Origin of the sequence: Paenarthrobacter aurescens (assembly GCF_041549525.1) — a bacterium.
Lineage (GTDB): Bacteria > Actinomycetota > Actinomycetes > Actinomycetales > Micrococcaceae > Arthrobacter > Arthrobacter aurescens.
In genome coordinates this window covers 2,817,638-2,842,976 of record NZ_CP157456.1, presented here as the reverse complement: position 1 = coordinate 2,842,976, position 25,339 = coordinate 2,817,638, and the positions used below count along the sequence as shown (strand labels likewise).

Here is a 25,339-nt window from a genome sequence, read left to right as displayed (position 1 = left end):
TTTAAGCTGTTTTCCCTGCCAGCAGGGAACCTACTTCTTGACGGCTACCAGGAGTCCATCGCCTGTTGGCAGCATCGCCGAAGCCAACCGTTCGTCGTCGCGTATTGCCTTCACGATCTGACGCAGAACTACGGTAGTGGCATCCCGCGCTGCCGGGTTGGCAACACGGTCCTTATCCAAAGCATCGTTGATCACCAATGTGCCGCCGGATTTGAGCAGACGGATTGCCTGTTCCACGTACTTGGGAAAGTTCGGCTTGTCGGCGTCAATGAAAACCAGATCGTACGCGGAGTCGGTCAGACGTGGCAGCACATCAGCTGCACGGCCGGAAATGGTGCGGGTGCGGTTGGCGGGGCTGCCGGACTCCAGGAAAGCTTCCCTGGCGGCCTTGAGGTGCTCAACGTCCACGTCAATGGTGGTCAGCACGGCCTGGGGGCTCAGGCCCCGCAGCAAGCAGACCCCGGACACGCCCGCGCCGGAGCCGACCTCTACTACGGTCTGCGCCTTGGATGCGGCTGCAAGCACAGTCAGTACTGCGCCCACGCCGGGACTGATGGGGGTGACCCCCAGTTCAAAGGAACGCTCACGGGCGCGCAACAACACGTCATCCTCAGCCGGCAGATCTTCTGCGTAGGACCAGCTGCTTGACTTGTCGGCACTCATGAAGGGGTTCGCTTTCCGCGGGTAGGGGTGTTTGTACCAAGACTACTGTGTCCGCCTCCGTAAACCCGCTGCCGAGGGGCTCCCCGGAGCTGTGTCCACCATGGTTTTCAGCCTTGCGAAGAAATTCCCGGCCAGTCAGGAAATTCCCAGACAAACTTGGGATGATAATGCTCCGGTCATCCATGAGGTGGGCGGCACCGGGTATTCGGTGAACCACAGTTTGAGGGGAGTGGACGATGCCGGCATCGCATGCTGCGCCAGTCCAAACATCGGAAAGCCTAGAGGCCGTTACTGATTGGGTCATGCCCAGCTGGGAGGAAGTGGTTTCCAACCACTCCGCCAAGGTGTATCGCCTCGCCTATCGCCTGACCGGGAACAAGTTCGACGCTGAGGACCTCACCCAGGAGGTCTTCGTCAGGGTGTTCCGTTCCTTGGAGAACTTCAAGCCCGGAACCTTGGACGGCTGGTTGCACCGCATCACCACCAACCTGTTCCTGGACGGCGCTCGGCGCAGGAGCAGGATCCGCTTTGATGCGCTGGCGGAAGACGCGGAATCCCGTTTGCCGGGCCGTGAACCCGGACCTGAGCAGAGCTTCGAACACAACAACCTGGACCTTGACGTCCAGAGGGCGCTGGAGGAACTCCCGCCGGACTTCCGCGCCGCCGTCGTGCTGTGCGATCTTGAGGGCCTCTCCTATGACGAGGTCGCAGAGGCGCTTGGTGTGAAACTGGGAACCGTCAGGTCCCGTATTCACCGCGGAAGGACCATGCTCCGCGAAAAGCTTGCCCACCGTGATCCCCGCCCGGCCGAGGCACGCAAGCCGCGGTTGAAGATGCCCCGCATCGCCAGCATTCTTTAGGTTGTCGATGCCTCGACGTCCTCATCGTCCGGGAGCACTGTCCCGGCGAACTTTGGCTGGGCTGCGCCATACGCGTAGCCCGGAGCACCTGCAGCGCTGCGCCGAATGCCGCCTCGCCCTTCGTCGTGAACGGCAGTATCTTGAGCGACTCCGTGGGGCTGCCGTCCCCGAAGCCAGCCAGGATCTGGCGGCGCGCCTGATCCAGCACACAGAACGCCTTGCCAACGAGCCCGGGCAGTCCGGCTTCGCGCAGCATTACACACCGCTGCCGCATCCCAGCCCCAGGTTCCGGGGCCTTCGCCTGATGGGCGTTGCTGCGGGCACCCTGGTAGTCAGCGCCGGCGCCCTGGCCGTCTCGGCGTATGTGATTGCCGGTGATACGGAGCCACGTGTTCCCGCAGAAGCATCCGACGCCGGGACTCTTGGCGGCGCTTGGACGGGCAGCCCCGTCGAGACCATGGTGGGACCTGCGTTTCGTGCCGGAAGCACCGTCAGTTTGAGCCCTGGGCAACTGGAGTCACTGCGGGACAAAGGCTGGGCATGCCCTGAGCTGTCCGCAATGGGGTTCCACGTGGTCTCAGCCCAGGCCATCAGCAGTAACGGCAACCCGGCAGTGGAGATCAGGCTCCAGAACAACGGTCACTATGCCACCATCGTGGAGGAACACCTGCCCACGGACGGATCCGGACCAGGGCGATCCACTTCGGCTCAACTCTCTGTCACACAGGGAACCCCTTGGAAGGCTGTTTACACCATGCCCTCAGCTGTGATCAGCTACGCCTCCGACCTCCCGGCCGACGCCGCGGACGATGCTGTCCCTGAAATTGTCCGGGCAGGGGAGTCCATGTCCATGACGCCAGCTCCTGAAGACCACGAGGCATGGTACAAAAGGGTGCTCCGAGGCCTCCAGACCCTGCTCCGTCCCGCCGGTTTAGGAGCGGCACCGGAGACAAGGTAATCTTCGTAACGTGCTTGGAATCAACGGCCCGGAGTTCATACTCCTTCTGATCATCGGCGTACTCGTCATCGGTCCCAGCCGTTTGCCCGAATACACTCAAAAGCTCGCCAACCTGGTCAAGGAAGTGCGTCGGATGGCATCCGGCGCCCGCGAGCAGATCAAGGAAGAAGTCGGCATCGACATCGATGAGGTCGACTGGAAGAAGTACGATCCTCGTCAGTACGATCCCCGGCGCATCATCAAGGATGCGCTTCTCGATGACGACAAACCTGTCAGTGCCGGAGCACCCGTGGCTGCTGCTGGTGCAGCAGCAGAGATCAAACCCAAAACCCCGGTGCGGGTCATTGAGAGGCTCGCTGAGGGCGAAGCTGCTCCTTTCGACACCGAAGCAACCTGAGCTGAAAGCAGTTCCCAGCCTTTATCGCCTGTAGAGCCGCAAAAGCCTGTAGAGCTTGCAACAACCTGCTCAGCGGGGCTGGATTCCCAACGGCATGCCGGACAATCCCCGGGGCCTGGTTGCCAAGGAAGCAGCAATACCCTCCAACGCTTTGGCCGCCGCCGTTTCAGGTGCAGCTAGAACCACGGGGGTTCCGGCGTCACCGCCCTCGCGTAGCCGGATGTCCAACGGGATGTTGCCGAGGAGGGGAATCTCGGTTCCTACAGCGGTGCTCAGCCGTTCAGCCAGGATGGCACCTCCGCCACTTCCGAACAGTTCCATGCGCGCGCCGTCGGGCATCTCCAGGTAGGACATGTTTTCGATGACGCCGGCAACCTTCTGACCCGTTTGGGTGGCAATTGTTCCCGCACGTTCGGCCACATCCGCCGCTGCTGCCTGAGGCGTTGTAACCACCAGGATTTCAGCGTTCGGCAGCAGCTGTGCCACGGAAATCGCAATGTCGCCGGTTCCGGGAGGCAAGTCCAGGAAGAGGGCATCGAGGTCGCCGAAGTAAACATCGCTGAGGAATTGTTCCAGGGCCCTGTGCAGCATGGGACCGCGCCATGCCACGGGCTGGTTGCCGGCAACAAACATGCCGATGGAGATGACCTTTACGCCATAGGCCACCGGCGGAAGGATCATGTCGTCCACTTGGGTGGGCTTCTGGGTAATCCCCATCAGTGCGGGTACGGAGAAGCCGTGCACGTCGGCGTCCACAATCCCCACCCGCAGGCCCTGGGCGGCCAATGCGCAGGCAAGATTGACTGTTACCGATGACTTGCCCACGCCGCCTTTTCCGCTGGCCACGGCATATACCTTGGTCAGGGAACCAGGTTTGGTGAAAGGGATGCCGCGTTGTCCACCGGGCCCACGGAGCTGTTCTTTGAGGGCCTCGCGCTGCGCCTGGTTCATGACTTTCAGTTCCACGTCCACGGCTGTGACGCCGGCAACCCGGATCAAGGCCTCCGTAGCGTCCTTGGTAATCGTGTCGCGCAGCGGGCATCCGGCAATGGTCAGCAGAACGGCAAGGTGGACGGTGCCGTCATCATCTGCTGATACCGATTCCACCATCCCGAGTTCGGTAATCGGGCGACGCAGCTCGGGATCAATGACGGTTGCCAAGGCAGCATGCAGCGCCTCGGCCGATGCAATGCTCATATGGTCAGGCTCGGCTCTCAGGGTTTTCGGGCGGCGTTTTGGCGGTTGAATGTTGTGGGCCTGTGGTTCGCGGGGCGCGCACTTTGGGAATCTGCTGGGTCCGGGGGCTGCGCGATTTGTCGCGCTTTTCCTTCAATTTTTCCTTGACCTTATCCCCGGGCGATTCCGTGCCGTCAGAGCTGCCTTCGTTCTCCCGGAGTTCCTCCTGGGCATCAATGATGTCTTCAAGCAGGCTTCGGAGTTCGGTCCGTACGTAGTCCCTGGTGGCTACTTCACGCAGGGCGATGCGGAGGGAAGCCAGTTCCCGCGTCAGGTACTCGGTGTCGGAGAGGTTACGTTCGGCACGCTGGCGGTCCTGCTGGAGCGAGACGCGGTCGCGGTCGTCCTGCCTGTTTTGGGCCAGCAGCAGGAGGGGTGCGGCGTAGGAGGCCTGAAGGGACAACATCAGGGTCAGCAGGGTGAAGCCCAGCTCCACGCGGTCGAACTGCCAGTCCGTGGGAGCGAAGGTGTTCCAGGCCAGCCAGAACACACAGAACACCGTCATGTAGACGAGGAACGTAGGCGTGCCCATGAACCGGGCAAAGCCCTCCGTGGCGTTCCCGAAGGCATCCGGGTTCGGCGAGAACTTGGGCAGGATGCGTTGACGCCCGCTCAGGGGTGTGTCAAGGCTGCTGCTCGTCCGTCCTGAGGACTTGGGGGATCGGGTGGCGTTGTTATCAGCCAATGCGGCCTCCAAGTTTCCTTATAGGGGCGTCGTCCTCGTGGGCGCGCCAGTCATCCGGCAACAGGTGATCCAGCACGTCATCAACAGTCACCGCCCCCACGAGGCGGCCGTCGTCGTCCACGACTGGAAGTGAGTTCAGGTTGTACGTCGCCAAGGTCCGGGCTACTTCGGAGATATGGGCTTGATCCGAGAGTGGCTCAAGGTTTTTATCCACGAGGTTGCCCAGCGGTTCGGGTGGGGGGAAGCGCAAAAGCTGCTGTATGTGCACCACGCCCAGAAAACGCCCGGTGGGAGTCTCCAGTGGTGGACGGGCGATGAAGATGGATGAGGCCAACGCCGGCGACAGTTCCTCGCGCCGGACGTGGGCAAGGGCTTCTGCCACGGTCGCTTCAGGCGGCAGGATGACAGGGACCGGGGTCATCAGGCCGCCGGCAGTATCTTCGTCGTACTCCAGGAGACGGCGGACGTCCTCGGCTTCCTGAGGTTCCATGAGTTGAAGCAATTCTTCGGCTTGGGCCGAAGGGAGCTCTGCCAGGAGATCGGCGGCGTCGTCAGGATCCATCTCTTCGAGGACGTCAGCGGCACGTTCCACGTCAAGGGCGGAGAGGATCTCCACCTGATCGTCTTCCGGAAGTTCCTGGAGGACATCTGCGAGTCGTTCATCCTGGAGTTCACTGGCCACTTCAAAACGCCGTTTGTCGCTCATTTCCTGAAGGGCCTCAGCAAAGTCTGCAGGCTTGAGGTCCTCATGGGTGGCAACAAACTGGGTGGCGGCTTGGGGCTCATTGTGGGCGCCGGTCTGGGCATCAGCCCAGTCGATGATCAGGGTCTCGTTGCGGCGGAGCCTGCCAAAGGGGGAGAGGGAGTGGCCACGGCGGACGAACAGCTTGCTGACAAACCAGTCCTTGGACCTGTGCTGGTCCATGGCGATGTCCTCAATGGTGGCGTCTCCGCTGCCATCAGCAAGGGTCACGCGGCGGTCGAACATCTCAGCAACCACCAGGGTTTCGGCACCTCGCTGCTCGAATCGGCGAAGGTTCACCAGACCGGTGCAGATGATCTGCGTCTGGTCGATGGACGTAATGCGCGTCATGGGAACAAAGACGCGCTTCTTGCCGGGAACTTCCACCACGATGCCCACCACATGCGGCGCACCGCGGGTGCCGCGTGAGAGCACCACAACATCGCGCAACCGGCCGAGACGATCGCCCAGGGGGTCGAAGACGTCCAAGCCGAGCAAGCGCGCGACGAAGACGCGTGAAGGATGTGTGCTCATATTTACAGGCTACCGAGTCTGCTCTCTTTTAGCTGAATTCCAGCCGGTACACATGTCCATGAGACACAATGGGGCTATGTCAAACATTTTTGGTGGTCCCAAAGCCGTTGAGGAGTCCCGCAGTGTTCCCCAGGGGGAGACCGTCGGCTCGTACACTTCGTATTTGGATGCCCAGAAGGCGGTGGATTACCTGGCAGACCAGCAGTTCCCTGTTCAGCTGGTGTCGATCGTGGGCAACGACCTCAAAATGGTGGAGCGGGTGACCGGCCGCCTGAGCTACCCCAGGGTGGCGTTGTCCGGTGCCCTGAGCGGTATGTGGTTCGGCCTCTTCGTCGGCGTCATGCTCTCCTTCTTCACCCCCGCCGGTGGACCGTTCTCCATCATCACCTCAGTGCTGATGGGTGCGGCGTTCTTCATGCTCTTCGGCATCGTCACCTACGCCACGCAGCGGGGCAAGCGTGACTTCACCTCCACCAGCCAGGTGGTGGCTACCAACTATGACGTCATCGTGGCGGTAGAGGCAGCCCATGAGGCCCGCCGCCTGCTCCACCAACTTCCCATGAACCCCTCGCAGGCAGCCGCTCCGCAGGCCGCCAACTACAACCAGCCGTTCCAGCAGCCGGGCCAAGCACCTGAGCGTCCTTCCACGTGGAACGATCCTTATGGCCAGCGCGGCCCGGAGCCCACTGGATCAAGCACGCCGGAGGGACAGAACGCGGCCCCGGCGAACCAGCCTGTTCAGAACCAGCCTGTTCAGAACCAGCCTGTTCAGAACCCGACGCCTGCAGCTGTCCGCTACCCTGATCTCCCCGACGGCCGTCCGCAGTACGGCGTGCGGGTGAGCGACGCACAGAGCCCGGCGCAACCGCAGGCGCAACCTCAGGCACAGAACGAACCGCAGGAAGAGGGACAACAGTCCGGCTCAGAGGATTCTTCCAAGCAGTAGCTTCCTTCGGAGGACAAATTCGCAGGACAAAAAGGGAAGGCCACCGGATCTCCGGTGGCCTTCCCTTTTGAGTTAGTGGAACTCCCGCGCTTAGCCCTGGGCTTCCTGGTAGATGCCGGCCATCCATGATTCGACGTCGTCAGCCTTGCGCGGCAAAGCAGCGCTGAGGTTGACGGGGCCATCCGCTGTCATGAGGATGTCGTCTTCAATGCGCACGCCGATCCCGCGGTATTCCTCGGGGATGGCGAGGTCTTCGTTCTTGAAATACAGGCCCGGTTCGATGGTGAACACCATGCCTTCGGTGAGGATTCCATCGAGGTAGAGTTCACGCTTCGCCTGTGCGCAGTCGTGGACGTCCAGGCCCAGGTGGTGGCTGGTGCCATGCGGCATCCAGCGGCGGTGCTGCTGGCCCTCCGGGCTGATCGCTTCTTCGACCGAAACGGGGAGCAAGCCCCATTCCGCAAGCCGCTCGGCAAGGACGGTGGTTGCTGCGGTGTGGATGTCCCGGAACTTCACGCCCGGTTGCGCGGCAGCAAAGCCGGCGTCGGCGGCGTCGAGCACTGCTTCATAAACCTTGCGCTGGACATCGGTGAAGGTGCCTGTGGCCGGAAGTGTCCGGGTGATGTCCGCAGTGTAGAGGGAGTCTGCCTCCACGCCGGCGTCCAGGAGCAGGAGCTCGCCGGCATTGACGGTTCCGGAGTTGCGGTTCCAGTGCAGCACCGTGGCGTTGTTGCCGGACGCGGCAATGGTGTCGTAACCGAGCTCGTTGCCTTCCTCGCGGGCACGGGCAAAGAATGCTCCTTCAACTACCCGCTCGCCGCGCTTGTGGGTCAGAGCGCGGGGGAGAGCGCGGACCACGTCAGCGAAGCCTTCAACGGTAGCCGCCACAGCGATCTTCATCTGTTCGATTTCCCACTCGTCCTTGATCAGGCGCAGCTCGGACAGTGCCTCGCTGAGCTTTTCATCCAGGGCGTCGAGTTCACCGAGGTCAAGGTTCTCAGGATCTTTGGCCGTGTTGTAGCGGGCGGTGTCCACCAGGGCGTCGATGTTTTCGTCCGTCTTGCGGACGAGGCGAATGGAGATGCCACCGATTTCCGGGGCACCCACATTTTTGGTGATGGCCATCTCAAGCTCGGAGATGTGAGCCGTCGGCAGGCCGAAGCGGGCTTCGAATTCAGCCAGGGTGGGTCGCGCACCGATCCAGAACTCGCCAGCGCGCGAGTCGGCGTAGAACTGTTCGGTGTCCCGGCCGGCCAGCGGACGGAAGTAGAGGGTGGCTGTGTGGTGACCGCCGTCGTCGCCCTTTCCTTCAGCCACAGGCTCAAGGATCAGCACGGCGTCGGGCTCGTGGTCCAGGCCCAGACCCGTGAGGTGGGCAAAGCCGGAGTGGGGGCGGAACCGGTAGTCGCAGTCGTTGGAACGGACCTTCAGCGGGCCGGCGGGGATGACCAGACGTTCGCCTTTGAACTGTTCGGAGATAGTACGACGACGGCGCGCGGCGTGGTCTGCTACGGCGTCACGCTCAGGGGTCACCTGCGGGGCGGGCGCCCAGTTGCTTGCCATAAAGGCCTTGAAAGCATCTGAGGTGGGCCGTTGCGAGCGGTTGTTGACACGCTCCTGCAGCGGCTGGGAGGACGAGTTCTGGGTGTTTTCGGCATCGTTCACCGTTACATCGTCCCACCAGTGAGGCGAGGAGGCCAACGGCGCAACCGGCCAAGCGGGCCTGCATCCCATAGGCTGGGAAAGTGAGGATAGACCTGCATGCACACTCTAATGTTTCCGACGGAACCGAGACCCCCTCCGGGGTGATCATCTCCGCCGTCTCGGCCGGCCTGGACGCCGTGGCTTTGACTGATCACGATTCCACGGATGGCTGGGAGTCCGCGGCTGCGGCTGCCCGTGAACACGGCATTGCTTTTGTTCCCGGGATGGAGATCTCCTGCCGGACGGAGCAAGGAATCAGCGTCCACCTGCTCAGCTACCTTCATGACCCTTCCCATGCAGGCCTGCTGGAGGAAATCACCAAGTCCAAGGACGCCCGGCTGACCCGCGCCGAGCATATGGTCACGTTGTTGTCCGAGGATTATCCGTTGACGTGGGACGACGTGATCCATCACGTTGCTCCCGGCGCCACAGTGGGCCGGCCACACATCGCCGATGCTTTGGTGGCCGCCGGCGTGGTGGCGGATCGAACGGAGGCCTTCACCTCCATCCTTACCTCACATTCCCGGTACTTTGTCCAGCACTACGCCCCCAACCCTGCGGTGGCTGTTGAGCTTGTCCGCGCAGCCGGCGGCGTTCCCGTCTTCGCCCATCCGGTGGCCTCCTCCAGAGGGCGGATTGTGGGGGAGAGTACCTACCGGGACATGATTGATGCCGGTCTGTTGGGACTTGAGGTTGACCACAGGGACAACCCGGAAGAGGGCCGCATATTCCTCCGTGGCCTGGCCGCCGAACACGGGCTGCTCATGACAGGCTCTTCTGACTATCACGGGGCAGGAAAACCCAATCTCCTGGGCGAGAACACCACTTCGCCCGAGGTCTTGTTGCGGATCGAGGAGCTGGCTACCGGCAGCACGGTGATCCGGTAATGGATCTGCAACTTCTGGCCTCCGTGATTGTCACCCTGTTCGTGATCATGGACCCGCCTGGTACCGTGCCCATTTTCATGTCCTTGACGGCGCAGATGTCGGCCAAGGACCGGAACCGTTCAGCGTTCCAGGCCCTGTTGGTGGCTACTGGCGTGATCGTGGTGTTCGCGATCTTCGGACAGTCCATCCTGAACTACATGCACATCTCCCTGGCGGCTTTGCAGGGTGCAGGGGGTCTGCTCCTGGTGCTGATCGCACTTCAGTTGCTGACCGGTTCCACGAGTGGCGAGGAGAATGCGGCCAAGTACAAGAACGTGGCATTCGTGCCGCTGGGGACTCCGCTCATGGCAGGACCCGGTGCGATCGTCGCCGTCATGGTCTTTGTGCAGCAGTCGGGCCAGCTGTCTGAGTACCTGGCAGTGGGCCTTGGCATTGCCGTGGTGCTGGGCTCACTGTATCTGGCCATGCGTTTCGCCGGAGTGGTTCAGCGCGTTCTCGGTGAAAACGGGGTGGAGCTGGTCACCCGGATCGCCGGTCTGCTGCTCTCAGCAATCGCCGTTCAGATGATCGCAGATGCCGTTCAGGCCTTCGTGAAGGGCGCTGCCTGATCCAACCCGGGGTCCGCCTGGTCGCCGCTTCGGAGAAAGTCCGCCGCGCTGCCCAGCCGTTTCTGCATGACCTGAATTGCCTGTTCGTTTTGGTCGACGCACACAAATTTACGGCCCAGCTTGGCGGCCACCGCCCCGAGGGTTCCTGAACCTGCAAAGAAATCAAGGCACCAATCGCCCTCGCGGCTTGATGCGGAAACAATTCTGCGGATCAGGCCTTCAGGCTTTTGGGTGGGATAGCCGGTCTTTTCGCGTCCCGTAGGCGAAACAATGGTGTGCCACCAGACGTCCGTGGGCAGCTTGCCGAGCTCGCGCTTGGCCGGTGTCACCAAACCGGGGGCCATATACGGTTCCCGGTCTACTTCAGCGTTGTTGAAGTGATACTTGGTGGGGTTCTTCACGTACACCAGGATGTTGTCGTGCTTGGTAGGCCAACGGTTCTTTGCCCGTGCGCCATAGTCATAGGCCCAGATGATTTCGTTGAGGAAGCATTCCCGGCCGAAGATCGCATCGAGCATGACTTTTGCGTAGTGGACTTCCCGGTAGTCCAAATGGAGGTACAGGGTGCCGTCGTCGGCCAGCAGGCGCCAGGCCTCAACGAGCTTGGGTTCCAGGAAGGACCAGTAGTCGCTGAAGGCGTCGTCGTAGCTGTGCAGCGCGCCCTTGATGGTGTCGTAGGAGCGGCCTTTAAAGCCAACCCGGTCGCCGTCGCCGTCCGCGTTGCGGACCATGCGTGTTTCCTGGCGGCGTTGGACCCGGCCGGTGTTGAAGGGCGGGTCCACGTAAATGAGTGTGAAGGCGCCGTCCGGCAGCGTAGGGAGGAATTCCGCGTTGTCCGCGTGCATCACCAGGTTGCCGCCGTCCGGCGCCCAAACAGATTCAGTCATTGAGGTTTTTAGGCCTCGGTGCTGCCGGACCGGGCTGCTGCCGTCTCACCGGAAACCACTTCGCCGTTACGGCGGCGCGTGCGGGTCCGACGCGTTCGGGCCGGCTTTTCTGCGCTGTCCGCCGTGGCGGTCCGGGTCTCCGAGGAGCCCGCAGCGGGGGCTGCTTCGCCATCGGAAGTACGACGGCGGCGGGTGCGGTTACGGCTGCTCTCACCCTTGGATTCGGTGGACCCGGCGTCACCGGACCTGCCGGAGCGGCCACGGCCGCCGTCGCGACCGCCGTCGCGCTTGTTATCACGTCCGCCGTCGCGGCCTGAGCCGCCGGAGCGTGCGTTCTTCTTGCCGGTCTCTCCCAAGTCCTCAAGAACCTCGGCATCGACGCCGGCCAGGACGCGCTTGTTGCGCGGCAGGCGGCCCTTGGTGCCCTCGGGGATGTCAAGATCGGAGTACAGGTGCGGCGAGGAAGAGTAGGTTTCCACGGGCTCGGGAACGCTGAGTCCCAGAGCTTTGTTGATCAGGCCCCAGCGAGGCATGTCATCCCAGTCAACGAACGTGACTGCAGTGCCTTTGTTGCCTGCGCGGCCGGTACGGCCAACACGGTGCAGGTAGATCTTTTCGTCTTCAACGCACTGGTAGTTGATCACGTGGGTGACGTCATCGACGTCGATGCCGCGGGCTGCGACGTCGGTGGCCACCAGCACATCAACCTTGTTGTTGCGGAAGGCGCGAAGGGCTTGCTCGCGGGCGCCCTGGCCGAGGTCGCCGTGAATGGCCGCGGCCGCGAAACCGCGGTCAACGAGTTCCTCGGCAACCTTGGCAGCGGTGCGCTTGGTCTTGGTGAAGATGATGGTGCGTCCCCGGCCGCGTGCCTGCAGGATGCGGGCAACCACCTCGGTCTTGTCCATGCTGTGCGCGCGGTAGATGAGCTGGCGGATATCCCGCTTGGTGAGGCCTTCATCATTGGGGTCAGCAGCCCTGATGTGGGTGGGCTGGGTCATGTAGCGGCGTGCCATCGCAATGACCGGGCCGGGCATTGTTGCGGAGAACAGGAGAGTCTGCCGAACGGCCGGGGTGCCGGCAATCAGGGTCTCGACGTCGGGGAGGAAGCCGAGGTCCAGCATTTCGTCCGCTTCGTCAAGGATGACCATCTTGACGTTCTTGAGGCTCAGGTGCTTTTGCTTGTAAAGATCGATGAGACGGCCCGGAGTACCAACTACGATCTCGACGCCCTTCTGCAGGGCATCAATCTGGGGTTCATAGGCGCGGCCACCGTAGATCGTGGCGATGCGGGCATTGCGCTTGCGTGAAGCGGCCTGGAGATCGTTGGCTACCTGCACGGCCAGCTCGCGGGTGGGAACGATCACCAATGCCTGGGGCGCACCGGGAACTGCGAGCTTTGCGTAGCCGGGATCGTCCCGACCGGCAACGCGCTGCAGTGCGGGGATGCCGAAGCCCAGTGTTTTTCCGGTACCCGTTTTGGCCTGGCCAATGATGTCGTGGCCGCTCAGGGCCACAGGCAAGGTCATGGCCTGGATGGGGAAGGGGTGCGTGATTCCGGCGTCAGCCAAGGACTCAACAATGTCCGCACGGACGTTGAAGTCAGCGAACGACTTTTCTTCGATCTCGTGGGGCGTCTCATCCGAGATGATCGTTTCCTCGGGTTCGATTGATTCTGTTCCGGTGGAGTCCGTCAGGACTTCGTGGGTATGCAATTCACTCACAGGGAGTTTCCTTATTCATTTGGGCATTGGCGCTGCATGCTCAACGGCGGCGGCATAGCCGTACCGGAGCACGAACGGGCGCGCAAGCAAGTCCAGTGGAAGCCGATCGCGGGCTATCTAAGTACTGGCACTGGTGACCAGTTGGTACATCTCAAGATCGCGTAGGGGCGGGCTTGTTGAGTTCAAAAATTAACTGAATCAACGACCGGGCATCCATTACTACATGCCCAGTCTATCCTCTGGGGGCCGGAAAGCCGGGATCGCCGCATGAACGGCCGTCAGGGAAGCAGCTCAAACCTGATCTCGCGGCTGGCGATATCGGCCTTGAGCAGCCGCACCCTGACTGTGGTTCCGGATTCCATGTCTCCATCGCACCGGGCCGTGACAGCTGGATCTGCTATCTGGATGACGCCATAGGGGCCGTTGCCGTTTCCGTTGCCGTTTCCCCTGGAGTTCCCATTGGAGGGTTTGGACCCTGAGATGACAACAGCGTCAAATTCCTGGCCGATGTGGTTGGCCACGAGGGCTGCTTCCACAGTGTCCAGCGCCGCACGCTCGAGGCGCCCGGCCAACTGATCCGAGGAGGCCATGATCTCCGGCAGCGACGGGAGGGCCTCGCGGGCCCACTGCGGGATTTCCTGGCCGTTGCTGAGTGCTTCGCAGATCACCAGGACAAAGCGATCCACCAGGCGGCGGAGGGGTGCGGTGGTGTGGGCGTACGGAGCCCCGATGGCTGCCTGGATGACCTCTGCAGGTACCTCGCCGTCAAACGGGGTGTAGCCGGCGCCCCGGAACAACATACCTGCTGAGTGCAGGATGGCCAGTTGCCTGGGTTCCGTTGCGTCCAAGGTCCTCAGGTACTCGCCGTAGGGGACGTTACCGTCCCATGGTTTGCCGAGTGCGGAAGTTTGGCGCTTGAAATGGAGCAGTGACCGGTCATCCGGCGCGGGCATGGTGCGCAGAATGCCCACCTTCCCGTCAAGCATCATCTGCGCAGCTGCCATGCCGGTCATCAGGGAAATTTGTGCATTCCAGTCCTCAACCGGGAGGGACGGGGCGGCAGCGATCCTGTATCCGCCGCCGTCGGTCGCTTGGACAATTTCCTGCTCAGGCATGTTCAGGCTTGCTCCGCCACGTTGCCGCTCCAGTTCAACGCGCTTGAGTCCCAATTCCTTGAGGAGCTGAAGAACGGTTGGGGCAGTGCCGTCATCAATCTGCTGTTGTGCGCCTTTGTAGCTCAACTTGGCAGTGCTGCGGACGGCGGCGCGGGAAACGGTGACTGCCTGCACTTCGCCTGCGGCATCAACATCGAAGTCCCACACAAAAGCACTGCAGTCCTGGTTGGCCAGGAGGCTTCCGGCATTCTCGCTGATGACCTCAGGGTGCAACGGAATCCGCCCATCCGGGGCGTAGAAGGTTTGCCCGCGTTCACGCGTCTCGTTGTCCAAGGCGCCACCGGGAGCCACGAAGGAAGGGACATCGGCGATCGCGTACAGGACCTTGTAGCCATCGCCGGCGCGATCAATGAACAAGGCCTGGTCCAAGTCAGTGGATGTGGCCGGATCTATGGTCACGAACGGTATGTTGCGCAGGTCATGACCCGGCAGGGCAAGGGCCTCCACGGCGAGCCGTGCTTCTTCCACCGCTTCGGCAGGGTACTCGCCGGGCAGTTCCAGCTCCGTTCGGAGGGCCGCAAGGGCCGCCGCGAGCTGGTCCGAGGAGTCGTCTACGTTGGGCGCTATCCGATGATGTGACACGAAAATCAGGTTAGCCCCAAATGTGTCCGTAGTCTTGGACGCCGGACGAAAGAACCCGCCGTCCCAGGCAGGGGCGGCGGGCTCTGACCTGCGATAGTGGCGCAGGTCCGGATAGGTTTGTGGCCGGAGAACCTCCGGTGGGCTACTGCCCGGCTGCGGGTGTCAGGGTGAAGGTTGCTGCTTCTTCACCGTAGACATCTGCGATCACAACGGTGGTGGGGCCGTTCTTGATGTCGAACGCGATCACTCCCTGCTTGGCTTCCCCCGAGGCAACAGTCCCCATGGGCAGACTGCCCAGGCCTTCCTCGAGGAACAAAAGTTCTCCCTGTTTGCCGTCGGCATCGTAGGCCTCAAAGTTGGTTGGTGCTGCGAAGCTGGTCCCGGTCACGGTCTCCCAGGACACCTCCAGGACAAGGAAGCCCCCGTTGGCGGGTTTCATGTAGGACATTGAGGGGATCTCCTGGGTGTACAGGGAATCAATGACGCCCACCTTCACCGTGGTGCCCTCATCAACAGTTACCGTGAAGGTGTTTGCTTCGCTGGCAGTTCCTGAGGACGGGATCAGGGGGCCTTGGGAGGCCGAGGGGAGCGGTGCGACCGGCGAGGTTCCGGCCTGCTGGACTGCGGCAGCAACAAGGCTCAAAGACAGCACCGTGGACACGATTCCAGCGATCAGGCCGGCGAACCAGACCACGATGGTGATGATCCAGGCCTTCTTTTTGTTCTCCGGGTAGCCAGCTAGGGGACGGCCTTGCTTGTCCCGGGCGTTACCGGTCAAAGTGATGATGAGGTCCACGATTGACCAGATGCCGAAGCCTCCAGCAGTGAGCAGCTTCGCGATTCCTGTACCGATCTTGCCCAAGTAGAAACGGTCCACACCGAATCCACCCAGGAGCAGTGCCAGAATCCAGGTGGTCATGAAGGACTTGGCCGGAATTTCCCCGCCCGGGATCCCATACGGGCTGGTTCCGGGGCCCGGCTGGTAGCTTGCCTGGGCTCCACCCTGGAATTGGCCGTTATGGCTGTAAGGCGCCGCGGGGACCTGCGGAACTGATGACCCGGCGTCGTCTTGTGGCACGGGTGGGTAACTCGGGTGACTCATGGGAATCCTTCAAGGAATTGGGTGCGAAAAAGGAGGACATCCGGCGTGCAGGGCACGCGGCAGTCAACTCACTTCGAGTCAGCCTAATAGCAATAGCGCTGGACGCAGGAACTCAACCCCCCGGTAACGTCACGGCCGGCCGGGGATAGGCTGGGTACATGGGCACTTCCTTGGACGCCGCAACCTCCGCCGGGCAACTCTCCGCGGAGTTGCTCGGCGCCATGGCTTACGGGGAACTATCTGCTTTTGGGCGGCTTTCCCTCGATTCCCGTGAAGCACCTACGCTTCATGACAGGTCTGTGCTGGCAAAAATAGCCGTGGGAGCATATGGCAACTTTGCCCTCCTCAGCGATCGGTTGTGGGAGATCGGGGTTGACCCCGAGCACGCCATGCTGCCGTTCCAACGCTCCTTTGACCATTTCCACGAGCGCACCAAACCGGGGGACTGGTTCGAATCGGTCATGAAGGCCTATGTGATCGACACCGTGTCCTCGGACTTCTACAGGGCTGTGTCCATGTTCCTCGACTCAACAACCCAGCACTTTGTTGAACGCGTGGCTTCCCCCGATCAAGCCACAGAAGTGCTTCGCGTCCTGCTGAACAGGGCCTTGGCCGATGACCCTCGCCTGGCCTCGCGTCTCGCCCTATGGGGGCGGCGCCTGGTGGGAGAGGCCTTGACGCAGGCCCAGCGCGTCGGTGTGGAACATCCCGTCCTCGGCCCGGCGCTGAAGAACACCCCGGATGCGCGTGCCGCGGTCAAAACGCTGACGGCGGAACTTGCTGCCAAGCACGCCCGCCGCATGACGGGCCTTGGCCTCACCGCTTAGCTGCCTGCTGCCCCCTCACAGCGCTCTCTGGTGTCCTGTTACACGGCGTCCAGCGCCTGCAGCAGCGACTTCGCTGCCGCCGTCGGGTCCGTTGCCTCAGTGATGGCGCGGACCACAACAATCCTGCCGGCGCCGGCCGCGACTACTTCTTCCACGTTGTTGTGGTCGATGCCCCCAATGGCGAACCACGGCAGCGTCACTTCGTGATCCGCTCGCTTCTGTGCTTCTGCGGCATATGTGACCAAGCCGGTACCAACAGCAGCCCGGCCGGGTTTGGTAGGTGTTGCCCACACGGGACCCACACAGAAATAATCCAGTCCCAGAGGACCTTGGGCGGTGGCCAGCGCCGCGTCAATCTGTTCCGGCGTGTGGGTGGACAAGCCGATTCCGGTGACGTTCGGCAGGAGCGTCCGGGCGGCCGTCAATGGCAGGTCCTTCTGGCCGATGTGGAACACAGGAGCCCCGGAAATACTGGCAACATCGGCACGGTCGTTAACGGCCCACAGCTTCCCGTGCCGCTGCGCGACGCTCCGCAGGACGGCCAATATTTCCAGTTCCTCAGCAGCTTCCAACGTCTTGTCCCGGAGTTGAATGATGTCCACCCCACCCTCAAAAGCGGCATCCACAAAATCTTCAAAATCGCCCTGCCGTTTACGGGCATCGGTGCACAGGTAGAGGCGGGCGGCGGCAAGAGCGTCAGGCTGGGTCATGGAAACCAGAGTAGTTCCTCTAAACTGGGCACGTACTGCGGGAGCCGCGACGATCGTCATATGACCGTCCGGCTGAGAGGGCTTCAGAGCCGACCGCTTGACCTGATCCGGCTAGTACCGGCGTAGGGAAGGAAACGAATGGCAGATTCCCGCCATACCCACCTCCAGGCAGACGTTGCCGTGATCGGCGCCGGCATCATAGGCCACGGCATTGCCCACGAAGCCAGGCGGCAAGGCCGTTCAGTAGTACTGATCGATCCTGAGCCGGCCTCGGGCGCAACGTTCGCTGCGGCAGGAATGCTTGCCCCCGTCAGCGAACTGCATTATCAGGAGGAAGAACTCCTGGAGTTGATGCTCGAGTCTTCCCGGCTTTGGCCCGCCTTCGTGAAGGGACTATCCACACAGGGAGGGGACAGCGGATACCGCACGACGCCCACCCTCGCCGTGGGTGCTGATGCCGCCGATCGCAGGGCGCTCGCAGACCTGAGGGCAGTGCAACTTGCGGCCGGTTTAGGCATTGAGCCGCTCACCCTGCGGGATGCGAGGCAACGCGAACCGCTTCTCAGCCCGCAGATTTCCTGCGCTTTGGACATCCCCGCAGACCACCAGGTAGATCCGCGAAAACTCGCGGCATGCATCGCCAGTGGATTGTCCTCGCACGGACCCGAAGACCCTTCCTGGGTAGCCGGAGCCGATGCTGGATACGCAGTTTCTTCCCCTGCACGCAGTCTGCTGTGGGACCGGGGGCGCGTCACTGGAGTTCAGCTTGAGTCCGGTGCCACGGTCACGGCCCGGGAGACCGTGGTGGCCAACGGGCTGGGAGCCCCGCATCTGTCCGGACTGCCTGATGGATTGAACCTTCCGGTGAGACCTGTCTATGGCGACATTCTCCGGCTTCGCGTTCCTGCGCACCTGCGGCCGCTGGTCTCCTCCACCATCCGGGGGATGGTTCGGGGAGTGCCGGTCTACATCGTGCCCCGGGACGATGGCACTGTGGTGATTGGCGCGACACAACGTGAGGACGGATTGTCAGCGCCATCCAACGCTGTTTCTGCAGGTGGCGTCTACCAGCTGCTCAGGGATGCCCAGGTTCTGGTGCCCGCCGTGGCCGAGTTGGAACTCCTGGAGGCAACTGCCCGGGCCCGCCCCGGGACCCCGGACAACGCACCCCTCCTGGGCAGGGTTACAAGTGACACAGGAGAGGTTGCCGGCCTGATCGTTGCCACGGGCTTCTTCCGCCACGGAGTGCTGCTGACACCAGTGGCCGCCAAAATCGCGGGGGATCTCCTCAACGGTTCCACGGACCCGCGTTGGGCGCCCTTCCGCCCCGATCGTTTCACCAACACCGCTTCCCTTCCCGCACTGCCCACACCATCAGCATCAACCCCCACCAAGGAATCCGCATGAACATCAAACTCAACGGAACCGATCATGCAGTCTCCGATGACGCCTCCGTCAGCACTCTCGTCACCTCCATCACCGGCCGCGCCCTGGACCCAAGCGGACAGGCGGCCGACGGCGGGAAGCTGGGTGTCGCCGTCGCACGTAACTCCGAGGTGGTGCCGCGCAGCCAATGGGCCGCAACAGCGCTCGCCGACGGAGACGAACTCGAACTCGTAACAGCAGTCCAAGGAGGCTGAACCATGACAACATCAAACGTTGACGTTCGCACCACCGACGTTCCCGCCACCGGGCTGGGCAGAGACGCCCTGGTGATCGATGGCGTGGAGCTCGGATCCCGCCTCATCATGGGCACCGGCGGTGCGCCGAGCCTGGATGGCTTGGGGGCTGCCCTTCTTGCCTCCGGGACGGAACTCACCACGGTGGCGATGCGCCGCTACTCGCCGGCCGAAACGGGATCCTTGTTCCAGCTCCTGGTGGACCACAACATCCGTGTGCTGCCCAACACCGCTGGTTGTTTTACCGCCAAGGATGCCGTGATGACTGCTGAGTTGGCCCGGGAAGCCCTGGAGACCGATTGGGTGAAGCTGGAAGTGATCGCCGATGAACAGACGCTCCTTCCTGACGCCGTGGAACTTGTGGAAGCAACCGAGCAACTGGTCAATCGCGGATTCAAGGTATTCGCCTATACCAACGACGACCCCGTCCTGGCGCTCAGGCTGGAGAACCTGGGGGCCACGGCAGTGATGCCCTTGGGCTCGCCCATCGGAACCGGACTTGGCATCCTGAACCCGCACAACATTGAGCTGATCGTGTCACGGGCCTCCGTGCCGGTTGTTCTCGACGCCGGGATCGGGACCGCCTCGGATGCCGCCTTGGCCATGGAGCTGGGCTGCGATGCTGTCCTCCTCGCCACCGCGGTAACCCGTGCTCAGAACCCTGTGCAAATGGGTGAGGCCTTCAAACACGCCGTGGTGGCCGGTAGGCTGGCAAAGCAGGCAGGCCGGATCCCACGGCGGGAACATGCGCTGGCGTCCTCGGCGATGGAGGGCCGGGCAGAGTTCCTCTAACGGCGCGTTCCAAAGCAATGAAGGAGCAGTCATGGCAGATCAGATGACGGAGACAGCCATTCAGGCTGCCCTCGGAGACCTTCCCGACTGGAAGCACCAGGATGGCCTGGTGACGGTCTATAAAACTCCGACGTCGGCCGGGGCACTGGCGCTCATTGCCGCGATCGGCCGGATCGCCGAGGAACAACAACACCATCCTGACTTGGAGTGGCGCTACAACAGGGTTTTCCTCCGCTACGTAACCCACGACGCCGGCGGACACGTGACTCAGCGTGACGTCGCCGCGGCCAAGGCTGTGAGCGGGGCAGCAGCAGAGACAGGTGCAGTTGCCCAGCCCGGGAGGTATCCGGCGTCATAAAGTGGCTTAAAAGCAGGGACCGTCACCCAAAAGTGACGGTCCCTGACATTTGCGGTCTTAGAGCCGCAGCGCCTTGGTAAGGGCCGCAGTATCATGCCTGGTGCGTGTCCGGCCCAGGAAAACCACCACACCGGCGGCAGCTGCCGTTCCCAGGACAATGGGTAAAACCCACGGAATCCACGTGGCGCCAGGCTGGTAACCCAAGCCGGCGCTGATGAATGCGATCCAACTCAGGGTTCCCACAGCCGCAGAGACGCCGGCCGGTAAGGCGATCCCGTATTTGCTGTGCCGCTTGTCGTTGGCCCACACGATGAAACCGGTGGCAATAGTGGCCAAAACCACCACGACGAGAGAAAGCATCAAAACTCCTTAGCGGACAACGGGTGGAAGGGAATGCCTTAGAGGGCGCCGAAACCTACGCGGCGAACTTCCTCAGCGCCAATCTCAACATAGCCCAGCACGTTGCCGGGAACGATCACCTGGCGACCCTTCTCATCAGTGAGGCGCAGCTCGGAGCCATTGGTAACGGCCTCGGCCACAATCTTGGCAACGGCGTCAGCATCCAAGGAGGATTCGAGCACGATCTCACGGCCAACGTTCTGAATGCCGATCTTTACTTCCACAGCAAGGCCTCCAAGCCAATCAAGTTGTAAGTCAGTCCTCTATTTGTAGCCTAGGACTCTTTGGGGAATCGACTGATTCCGCGCCAAGCTAAACGATAGATCAGATCACTGGCCACATCGAGGTCCAGATTTCCGTCCGTTTCAAGCCAGTACCTGGCGCTGACCTGCGCCATTCCGGCCAGGCCACGCCCCAGGAGCTGTGCCTCGAGCGGGGGAAGCTTGGTGTCCTCGGCAATAACGTGGGCCACGGCGTCGGCAAAGGTCTTGTTGAACGTCTCCAACCGCGAACTGACATCGGGATCGTTGATCAGGTCCGATTCAAACACCAGGCGATGGGCTTGGTCGTCGTCGGCAATGAACCTGTAATAGGCGCGCATAACGGCTTTGACGCGTTCCTTGTTATCCGTGGTGGAGTTCAAGGCGTTGAGCATCAGCTGTGTCAGGGCTGCCAAATGACTGTCCAGGAGCGCCATGTAGAGCTCCCGCTTGGACGGGAAGTGCTGATAAAGCACCGGCTTGCTCACATGCGCGGCTTCAGCGATTTCGTCCATGGCCGCCCCATGGAAGCCGTTGGAGACGAAAACTTCCAGTGCCGCATTCAGCAACTGTGCCCTGCGTTCGTCGCGCGGCAACCTTGGTGAACGCGTTGTACCTGCCCGTTCCTGCTTGGCCGGTGCCCCATCGTTTGCCCGTGTGCCGTCAGCCACAGTCTGCCGCCTTTCCTTTGCAGTTATGACTACTCTACCGGGGGGTAATATGACCCGGCGGTATCTGCGGGCATACATTGGGGTATGGCCTCAATTGTTGCTGCCCACACCGCTGCGCCCGCTGTCCTGCCGCCCCTTGTTGAACCGGCAGCCGAACTTACGCCCACCGAGGTGGAACGGTATTCCCGGCACCTCATCATTCCTGAAATCGGCGCCCTGGGCCAACGCAGGCTTAAGAATGCCAAAGTACTGGTCATCGGCGCCGGCGGCTTGGGTTCCCCGGCACTGCTTTACCTGGCCGCCGCCGGCGTGGGCACCTTGGGGATAGTGGATGATGACGCGGTGGATCTGAGCAACCTGCAGAGGCAGGTCATCCATGGCGTGAAGGACGTGGGCACCCCCAAGATCGAATCCGCGCGCAAGGCCATTGCTGAACTCAACCCCCTGGTCAACGTTGTCCTGCACCATGTCCGGCTTGACTCTTCCAACGCGCTGGAATTGTTTGCGCAATATGACCTCATCCTGGACGGCGCGGACAACTTCGCCACCCGGTATCTGGTGAACGACGCCGCTGCCATCCTCGGCAAACCCTACGTCTGGGGATCCATCTTCCGCTTTGATGGCCAAGTGAGCGTCTTCTGGGGCGAGCACGGGCCAACGTACAGGGATCTTTACCCTGAGGCGCCTCCTGCCGGCTCTGTACCGTCCTGTGGCGAGGGCGGGGTGTTCGGCATGCTGTGCGCAGCGGTTGGATCGCTCATGGTCACCGAGGCCGTTAAGCTGATCACCGGCGTCGGGCGTTCATTGCTGGGCCGTGTGGCGCTCTTTGATGCTTTGGGCGGGAGCTGGCGCGAAATCAAGGTCTCCAAGGATCCGGAGGCCCAACCCATCACGGAACTGACCGATTATGAAGCCTTCTGCGGAGTGACGCCCCCGGCGGCAACGGACCAGGATCACACGGTCACCGCCAAGGACCTGGCAGCAATGCTTGCCGAAAGGGAACTGGGGGAGCGCGACTTCGAACTCGTCGATGTCCGCGAGTCCGGCGAGCACAGCATCGTGAGCATTGACGGCTCGGTCCTCATTCCGCAGGGCCGCATTCTCTCCGGCGAGGCATGGGTTGAGTTGCCGCAGAACAAGGACATTGTGTTCCACTGCAAAGCCGGAACGCGCTCGGCAGCTGTCCTCGAAGCGGCGCGGACAGCGGGCTATACCCGTGTCAGCCATCTCGACGGCGGTATTCTCGCCTGGGTGCGCGACGTCGAACCGGAGAAGCCTGTTTACTAGGCGGCGAAGAGCTGCCCTCTCGGTTTTACCGGGAGGGCAGATTTGCGTTGCGTGCCGTTGCGTTGCGGGCCGTCAGGCGCTTTCGGAGCGGAGCTGCTGGTGATCCACAGGGCACTCCGCTGCGGGGGCAGCAGCCTGTGGCTGTTCCACCTGGATGCCGTAGAGCGCCTCCAGGGCGGCAACGTAGTCATCCTGCTGGCCATTGGCGGCCAGTTCACGGGCCCTGACGGTGGGAATGTGCAGGAGCTGCTTGACCATCCGGCGCAGGGCGAACTCCACCTCTTCAGCAGCGGCTGTACAACCGTGCCGGGCGCGGACTTTTTCCATCTCCGCGTCAAGGACATTCATGGTGTGACGGCGCAGCGCCACAATTGCGGTGTCCACGGAGCGGGCCTCCCGTTCGGACTCGAAAGAGGTGGCGGCGCCGTTGACGATCGCGCTTGCCTGGGAGAGCGACTCTGCCTGCTCCTGCGGTGCGGCCAGTCGAACGGATTCAAGCGTCAGGAGTTCAACGCCGTCGAGTTCTCCCACTGCGGGATCAAAATCGTGGGTGAGCGCAAGGTCGATCGCGATCAAAGGTTTTCCGGAGTTGGCCCGGACGCGGGCAAGGTCCGCAGCTTCCACCCTGTTGTCCGAGCCGCTGCAGCCAATCATGACGTCAGCCGCGGCAACAGCCGCGGGAAGGGTGTCGGCGTCCAGTGCTGTGCCCCCGCGGGTGGCCACAAAGCCTTCGGCGCGGCCGGACGAAGAGTAAACGGAAACGTCTGTGCAGCCGCGCTCACGCAGCAGTGACATGGTGGCGCCGGCGTAGGCCCCGGTTCCGAAGACCACAACTTTCTTGGTGGACCAATCGTCGTTCTCGGCGAGGTCCGTGGCGAGGTCCAAAGCGACCGAAACGATCGAAAGCCCACGCGAGCCCAGGGCTGTCTGCGCGCCTACGTCCTTGGCCGTTTTGGAAGCCGCCTGGAATAGGCGAACCAAACCGGAACTGGCGGTGCCTTCCTGTTGGGCGGTGATCAGTGCCCGGCGCACCTGTCCTGCAATCTCGCGTTCGCCCACAACAGCTGAATCCAGGCCGGCGCTCACAGCAAAGAGGTGCCGTGTGACATCCGGGCCGGTGTTGGTGGCGAAGGAACGGGAGACGAGTTGCTCGCTCAGGCCGCTCAGTTCGCTGATCTGTGAAACGAGGGCGGAACGGGCTGCTTCGAGGTCAGCACCGTTGGCCGTTTCCCCATAGATTTCGTAGCGGTTGCACGTGGCCAGGACCACGGCACCGGAAACCACGGAGGAGTCGGTCAGGGCTGCCGAGGCAAGCTCGGAGGAACCGTTGCTCAACTGAGCGACAGTTTCGAGGTCGATGTCGGCGTGTGTAGCCACCAATGAGAAAAGAACCACAGCACCCCAATCATAGCTTTTTCGTAGCCCGGTAGAACAATGCGGCGCCGTGGCGATCCCCACCAAGGATGGTGATCCCCGCCACAGCGGCCCGGGTAGAGCGCACCGTGACAGCTTGTCGTTATCTTTTGCCCCGGATTTTCGGCACAATCGAAGGCATGACTTCTAGCGCGGCAGCATCCAACAGTACGGCCTCCAACGCCCCGGCGGGAACCCTCGGCGCCAACCACCCACTGAAGGACGGCCGCACTTCGGACTCGCCCTTGATTACCGCGTATCGCGGCGGCACCCCATCCCGCAGGCCTGTGTGGTTCATGCGCCAGGCCGGCCGTTCCCTGCCCGAGTACCTGAAGGTGCGCGAAGGCGTTGCCATGTTGGACTCCTGCCTTCGGCCCGAGCTGGCCGCTGAGATCACCCTCCAGCCTGTCCGCCGGCACGATGTTGATGCTGCCATCTTCTTCTCGGACATCGTCATTCCCCTGAAGCTTGCCGGCGTGGGCGTGGACATCGTCCCCGGCGTTGGACCTGTTTTGGACAAGCCTGTCCGGACGGCCGCTGATGTTGCCGCCTTGCCTGCCTTGACGTGGGAGGCCCTGGAGCCCATCCGGGAAGCCGTCCGCCTGACCGTTGCCCAACTTGGAAAGACGCCGCTGATCGGTTTCGCAGGCGCCCCGTTCACCCTGGCGGCCTACATGGTTGAGGGAAAGCCCTCGCGTGACCACCTCGGTCCGCGGACCATGATGCACTCCGATCCCGAGACCTGGGCCGCGCTGGCCAACTGGGCGGCCGATACTTCCGGGATGTTCCTGCAGGCCCAACTTGAGGCCGGCGCTTCGGCCGCGCAGCTCTTCGATTCCTGGGCGGGGTCCCTGGGCCTGGGTGATTACACCAAGTATGTGGCGCCGGCATCCACCCGCGCGCTGGACCATGTACGCGGCCTGGGGGCGCCGCTGATTCACTTTGGAACAGGCACCTCTGAACTGCTGGTGGCAATGCGGGACGTAGGCGTGGACGTTGTGGGCGTCGACTACCGGCTTCCCTTGGATGAGGCGAACCGGCGCCTGGGTGGCACTGTGCCGCTCCAGGGCAACATCGATCCCGCTCTTCTGTCCGCTCCGTGGGAGGTCCTTGAAGCCCATGTCCGCGAGGTCATCGCTGCCGGTTCCCACGCCCCTGGCCACGTCCTGAACCTTGGCCATGGAGTTCCTCCGGAAACGGACCCCACCGTCCTGACGCGCGTGGTGGAGCTTATCCACTCCATCCCAGCGGAGTAG

The 25,339-nt window shown here is 62.4% G+C and carries 27 protein-coding genes and 1 riboswitch; of the genes, 13 read left to right on the top strand and 14 right to left on the bottom strand.

Going from position 1 to position 25,339, the window contains the following annotated elements:
• Window positions 1-30: 30 nt before the first annotated feature.
• Window positions 31-663: an O-methyltransferase gene (locus ABI796_RS13110; RefSeq protein WP_141285627.1), complete on the bottom strand. Its 633-nt coding sequence runs from the start codon at window positions 661-663 to the stop codon at window positions 31-33.
• Between the two features lie 236 nt (window positions 664-899).
• On the opposite strand from ABI796_RS13110, the gene sigE reads away from it, so the two are divergent.
• The 3 genes from sigE to ABI796_RS13095 are packed head-to-tail and all read left to right on the top strand — an operon-like array spanning window position 900 to window position 2,878.
• A complete protein-coding gene (sigE, locus tag ABI796_RS13105) occupies window positions 900-1,523 on the top strand; it encodes an RNA polymerase sigma factor SigE (protein ID WP_024817449.1) in 624 nt (207 codons plus the stop codon).
• Window positions 1,524-1,530: 7 nt separating this feature from the next.
• Entirely contained in the window at window positions 1,531-2,481 is a 951-nt protein-coding gene (locus ABI796_RS13100) for a hypothetical protein (protein ID WP_246095871.1), read from the top strand.
• Window positions 2,482-2,491: 10 nt separating this feature from the next.
• Complete coding sequence (locus ABI796_RS13095; RefSeq protein ID WP_141285629.1) at window positions 2,492-2,878, top strand: Sec-independent protein translocase TatB; 387 nt, start codon at window positions 2,492-2,494, stop codon at window positions 2,876-2,878.
• 69 nt (window positions 2,879-2,947) lie between these two features.
• Here ABI796_RS13095 and ABI796_RS13090 read toward each other — a convergent pair whose 3' ends face one another.
• Genes ABI796_RS13090 through ABI796_RS13080 form a run of 3 tightly spaced genes read right to left on the bottom strand, consistent with a single transcriptional unit; the run spans window position 2,948 to window position 6,075 of the window.
• On the bottom strand, window positions 2,948-4,075 hold the full coding sequence (locus tag ABI796_RS13090) for an Mrp/NBP35 family ATP-binding protein (RefSeq protein ID WP_141285631.1): 1,128 nt from the start codon (window positions 4,073-4,075) through the stop codon (window positions 2,948-2,950).
• A gap of 4 nt (window positions 4,076-4,079) precedes the next feature.
• Window positions 4,080-4,811: a DUF1003 domain-containing protein gene (locus tag ABI796_RS13085; protein ID WP_141285633.1), complete on the bottom strand. Its 732-nt coding sequence runs from the start codon at window positions 4,809-4,811 to the stop codon at window positions 4,080-4,082.
• A complete protein-coding gene (locus ABI796_RS13080) occupies window positions 4,792-6,075 on the bottom strand; it encodes a magnesium transporter MgtE N-terminal domain-containing protein (protein ID WP_011775428.1) in 1,284 nt (427 codons plus the stop codon). Before ABI796_RS13080 ends, ABI796_RS13085 begins: the two co-directional genes overlap by 20 nt.
• 76 nt (window positions 6,076-6,151) lie before the next feature.
• Between ABI796_RS13080 and ABI796_RS13075 the strand changes: the two genes are divergently transcribed.
• A complete protein-coding gene (locus ABI796_RS13075) occupies window positions 6,152-7,021 on the top strand; it encodes a general stress protein (protein WP_174754596.1) in 870 nt (289 codons plus the stop codon).
• A gap of 90 nt (window positions 7,022-7,111) precedes the next feature.
• Here the strand turns inward: ABI796_RS13075 and ABI796_RS13070 are convergent, their stop codons facing one another.
• The gene (locus ABI796_RS13070) at window positions 7,112-8,686 is read right to left on the bottom strand and encodes an aminopeptidase P family protein (protein WP_141285635.1); all 1,575 of its coding nucleotides are present in this window, start codon (window positions 8,684-8,686) and stop codon (window positions 7,112-7,114) included.
• Between the two features lie 80 nt (window positions 8,687-8,766).
• Here ABI796_RS13070 and ABI796_RS13065 point away from each other — a divergent pair, with 80 nt between their 5' ends.
• Together ABI796_RS13065 and ABI796_RS13060 are read left to right on the top strand one after the other, a co-directional pair.
• Window positions 8,767-9,612 carry a PHP domain-containing protein gene (locus ABI796_RS13065; RefSeq protein WP_141285637.1) on the top strand — a complete coding sequence of 282 codons (846 nt, stop codon included), beginning with the start codon at window positions 8,767-8,769 and terminating at the stop codon, window positions 9,610-9,612.
• Window positions 9,612-10,220 carry a MarC family protein gene (locus ABI796_RS13060; RefSeq protein ID WP_141285638.1) on the top strand — a complete coding sequence of 203 codons (609 nt, stop codon included), beginning with the start codon at window positions 9,612-9,614 and terminating at the stop codon, window positions 10,218-10,220. The genes ABI796_RS13065 and ABI796_RS13060 overlap by 1 nt, the downstream gene beginning before the upstream one ends.
• On the opposite strand, the gene ABI796_RS13055 is transcribed toward ABI796_RS13060, so the two are convergent.
• The 4 genes from ABI796_RS13055 to ABI796_RS13040 all read right to left on the bottom strand — a co-directional run bounded on the left by ABI796_RS13055 (window position 10,193) and on the right by ABI796_RS13040 (window position 15,687).
• Window positions 10,193-11,107: a DNA-methyltransferase gene (locus ABI796_RS13055; RefSeq protein WP_141285640.1), complete on the bottom strand. Its 915-nt coding sequence runs from the start codon at window positions 11,105-11,107 to the stop codon at window positions 10,193-10,195. The two genes, ABI796_RS13060 and ABI796_RS13055, sit on opposite strands and share 28 nt — an antisense overlap.
• A gap of 8 nt (window positions 11,108-11,115) precedes the next feature.
• Entirely contained in the window at window positions 11,116-12,828 is a 1,713-nt protein-coding gene (locus ABI796_RS13050; protein ID WP_141285642.1) for a DEAD/DEAH box helicase, read from the bottom strand.
• Between the two features lie 278 nt (window positions 12,829-13,106).
• Complete coding sequence (locus tag ABI796_RS13045; RefSeq protein ID WP_141285644.1) at window positions 13,107-14,585, bottom strand: RNB domain-containing ribonuclease; 1,479 nt, start codon at window positions 14,583-14,585, stop codon at window positions 13,107-13,109.
• Between the two features lie 142 nt (window positions 14,586-14,727).
• A complete protein-coding gene (locus ABI796_RS13040) occupies window positions 14,728-15,687 on the bottom strand; it encodes a TM2 domain-containing protein (protein WP_141285646.1) in 960 nt (319 codons plus the stop codon).
• Between the two features lie 158 nt (window positions 15,688-15,845).
• On the opposite strand from ABI796_RS13040, the gene ABI796_RS13035 reads away from it, so the two are divergent.
• Window positions 15,846-16,514, top strand: coding sequence for a ferritin-like fold-containing protein (locus ABI796_RS13035; RefSeq protein ID WP_141285648.1), 669 nt, complete (start codon window positions 15,846-15,848; stop codon window positions 16,512-16,514).
• Between the two features lie 38 nt (window positions 16,515-16,552).
• Here the strand turns inward: ABI796_RS13035 and thiE are convergent, their stop codons facing one another.
• Entirely contained in the window at window positions 16,553-17,224 is a 672-nt protein-coding gene (gene thiE / locus ABI796_RS13030) for a thiamine phosphate synthase (RefSeq protein ID WP_141285649.1), read from the bottom strand.
• Between the two features lie 27 nt (window positions 17,225-17,251).
• Window positions 17,252-17,370, top strand: a riboswitch (TPP riboswitch).
• Here thiE and thiO point away from each other — a divergent pair.
• The 4 genes from thiO to ABI796_RS13010 all read left to right on the top strand — a co-directional run bounded on the left by thiO (window position 17,363) and on the right by ABI796_RS13010 (window position 20,053).
• Entirely contained in the window at window positions 17,363-18,631 is a 1,269-nt protein-coding gene (gene thiO, locus ABI796_RS13025; protein ID WP_141285651.1) for a glycine oxidase ThiO, read from the top strand. It overlaps the preceding riboswitch by 8 nt.
• The gene (gene thiS / locus ABI796_RS13020) at window positions 18,628-18,864 is read left to right on the top strand and encodes a sulfur carrier protein ThiS (protein WP_141285653.1); all 237 of its coding nucleotides are present in this window, start codon (window positions 18,628-18,630) and stop codon (window positions 18,862-18,864) included. The genes thiO and thiS overlap by 4 nt, the downstream gene beginning before the upstream one ends.
• Window positions 18,865-18,867: 3 nt before the next feature.
• Window positions 18,868-19,695: a thiazole synthase gene (locus ABI796_RS13015; protein WP_141285655.1), complete on the top strand. Its 828-nt coding sequence runs from the start codon at window positions 18,868-18,870 to the stop codon at window positions 19,693-19,695.
• 31 nt (window positions 19,696-19,726) lie between these two features.
• Window positions 19,727-20,053: a 4a-hydroxytetrahydrobiopterin dehydratase gene (locus ABI796_RS13010; RefSeq protein WP_141285657.1), complete on the top strand. Its 327-nt coding sequence runs from the start codon at window positions 19,727-19,729 to the stop codon at window positions 20,051-20,053.
• Between the two features lie 57 nt (window positions 20,054-20,110).
• On the opposite strand, the gene ABI796_RS13005 is transcribed toward ABI796_RS13010, so the two are convergent.
• From ABI796_RS13005 to ABI796_RS12995, 3 genes are read right to left on the bottom strand one after another with little or no spacing between them, the layout of a single operon-like run.
• Window positions 20,111-20,413 carry a hypothetical protein gene (locus ABI796_RS13005; protein WP_141285659.1) on the bottom strand — a complete coding sequence of 101 codons (303 nt, stop codon included), beginning with the start codon at window positions 20,411-20,413 and terminating at the stop codon, window positions 20,111-20,113.
• 38 nt (window positions 20,414-20,451) lie between these two features.
• Complete coding sequence (locus ABI796_RS13000; RefSeq protein ID WP_141285661.1) at window positions 20,452-20,676, bottom strand: DUF3107 domain-containing protein; 225 nt, start codon at window positions 20,674-20,676, stop codon at window positions 20,452-20,454.
• A gap of 50 nt (window positions 20,677-20,726) precedes the next feature.
• Window positions 20,727-21,461: a TetR/AcrR family transcriptional regulator gene (locus ABI796_RS12995; protein ID WP_141285663.1), complete on the bottom strand. Its 735-nt coding sequence runs from the start codon at window positions 21,459-21,461 to the stop codon at window positions 20,727-20,729.
• 6 nt (window positions 21,462-21,467) lie between these two features.
• Between ABI796_RS12995 and moeB the strand changes: the two genes are divergently transcribed.
• A complete protein-coding gene (gene moeB / locus ABI796_RS12990; RefSeq protein WP_141285665.1) occupies window positions 21,468-22,670 on the top strand; it encodes a molybdopterin-synthase adenylyltransferase MoeB in 1,203 nt (400 codons plus the stop codon).
• 72 nt (window positions 22,671-22,742) lie between these two features.
• On the opposite strand, the gene ABI796_RS12985 is transcribed toward moeB, so the two are convergent.
• Window positions 22,743-24,065, bottom strand: coding sequence for a glutamyl-tRNA reductase (locus ABI796_RS12985; protein ID WP_141285667.1), 1,323 nt, complete (start codon window positions 24,063-24,065; stop codon window positions 22,743-22,745).
• Between the two features lie 158 nt (window positions 24,066-24,223).
• On the opposite strand from ABI796_RS12985, the gene hemE reads away from it, so the two are divergent.
• A complete protein-coding gene (gene hemE / locus ABI796_RS12980; protein WP_141285669.1) occupies window positions 24,224-25,339 on the top strand; it encodes a uroporphyrinogen decarboxylase in 1,116 nt (371 codons plus the stop codon).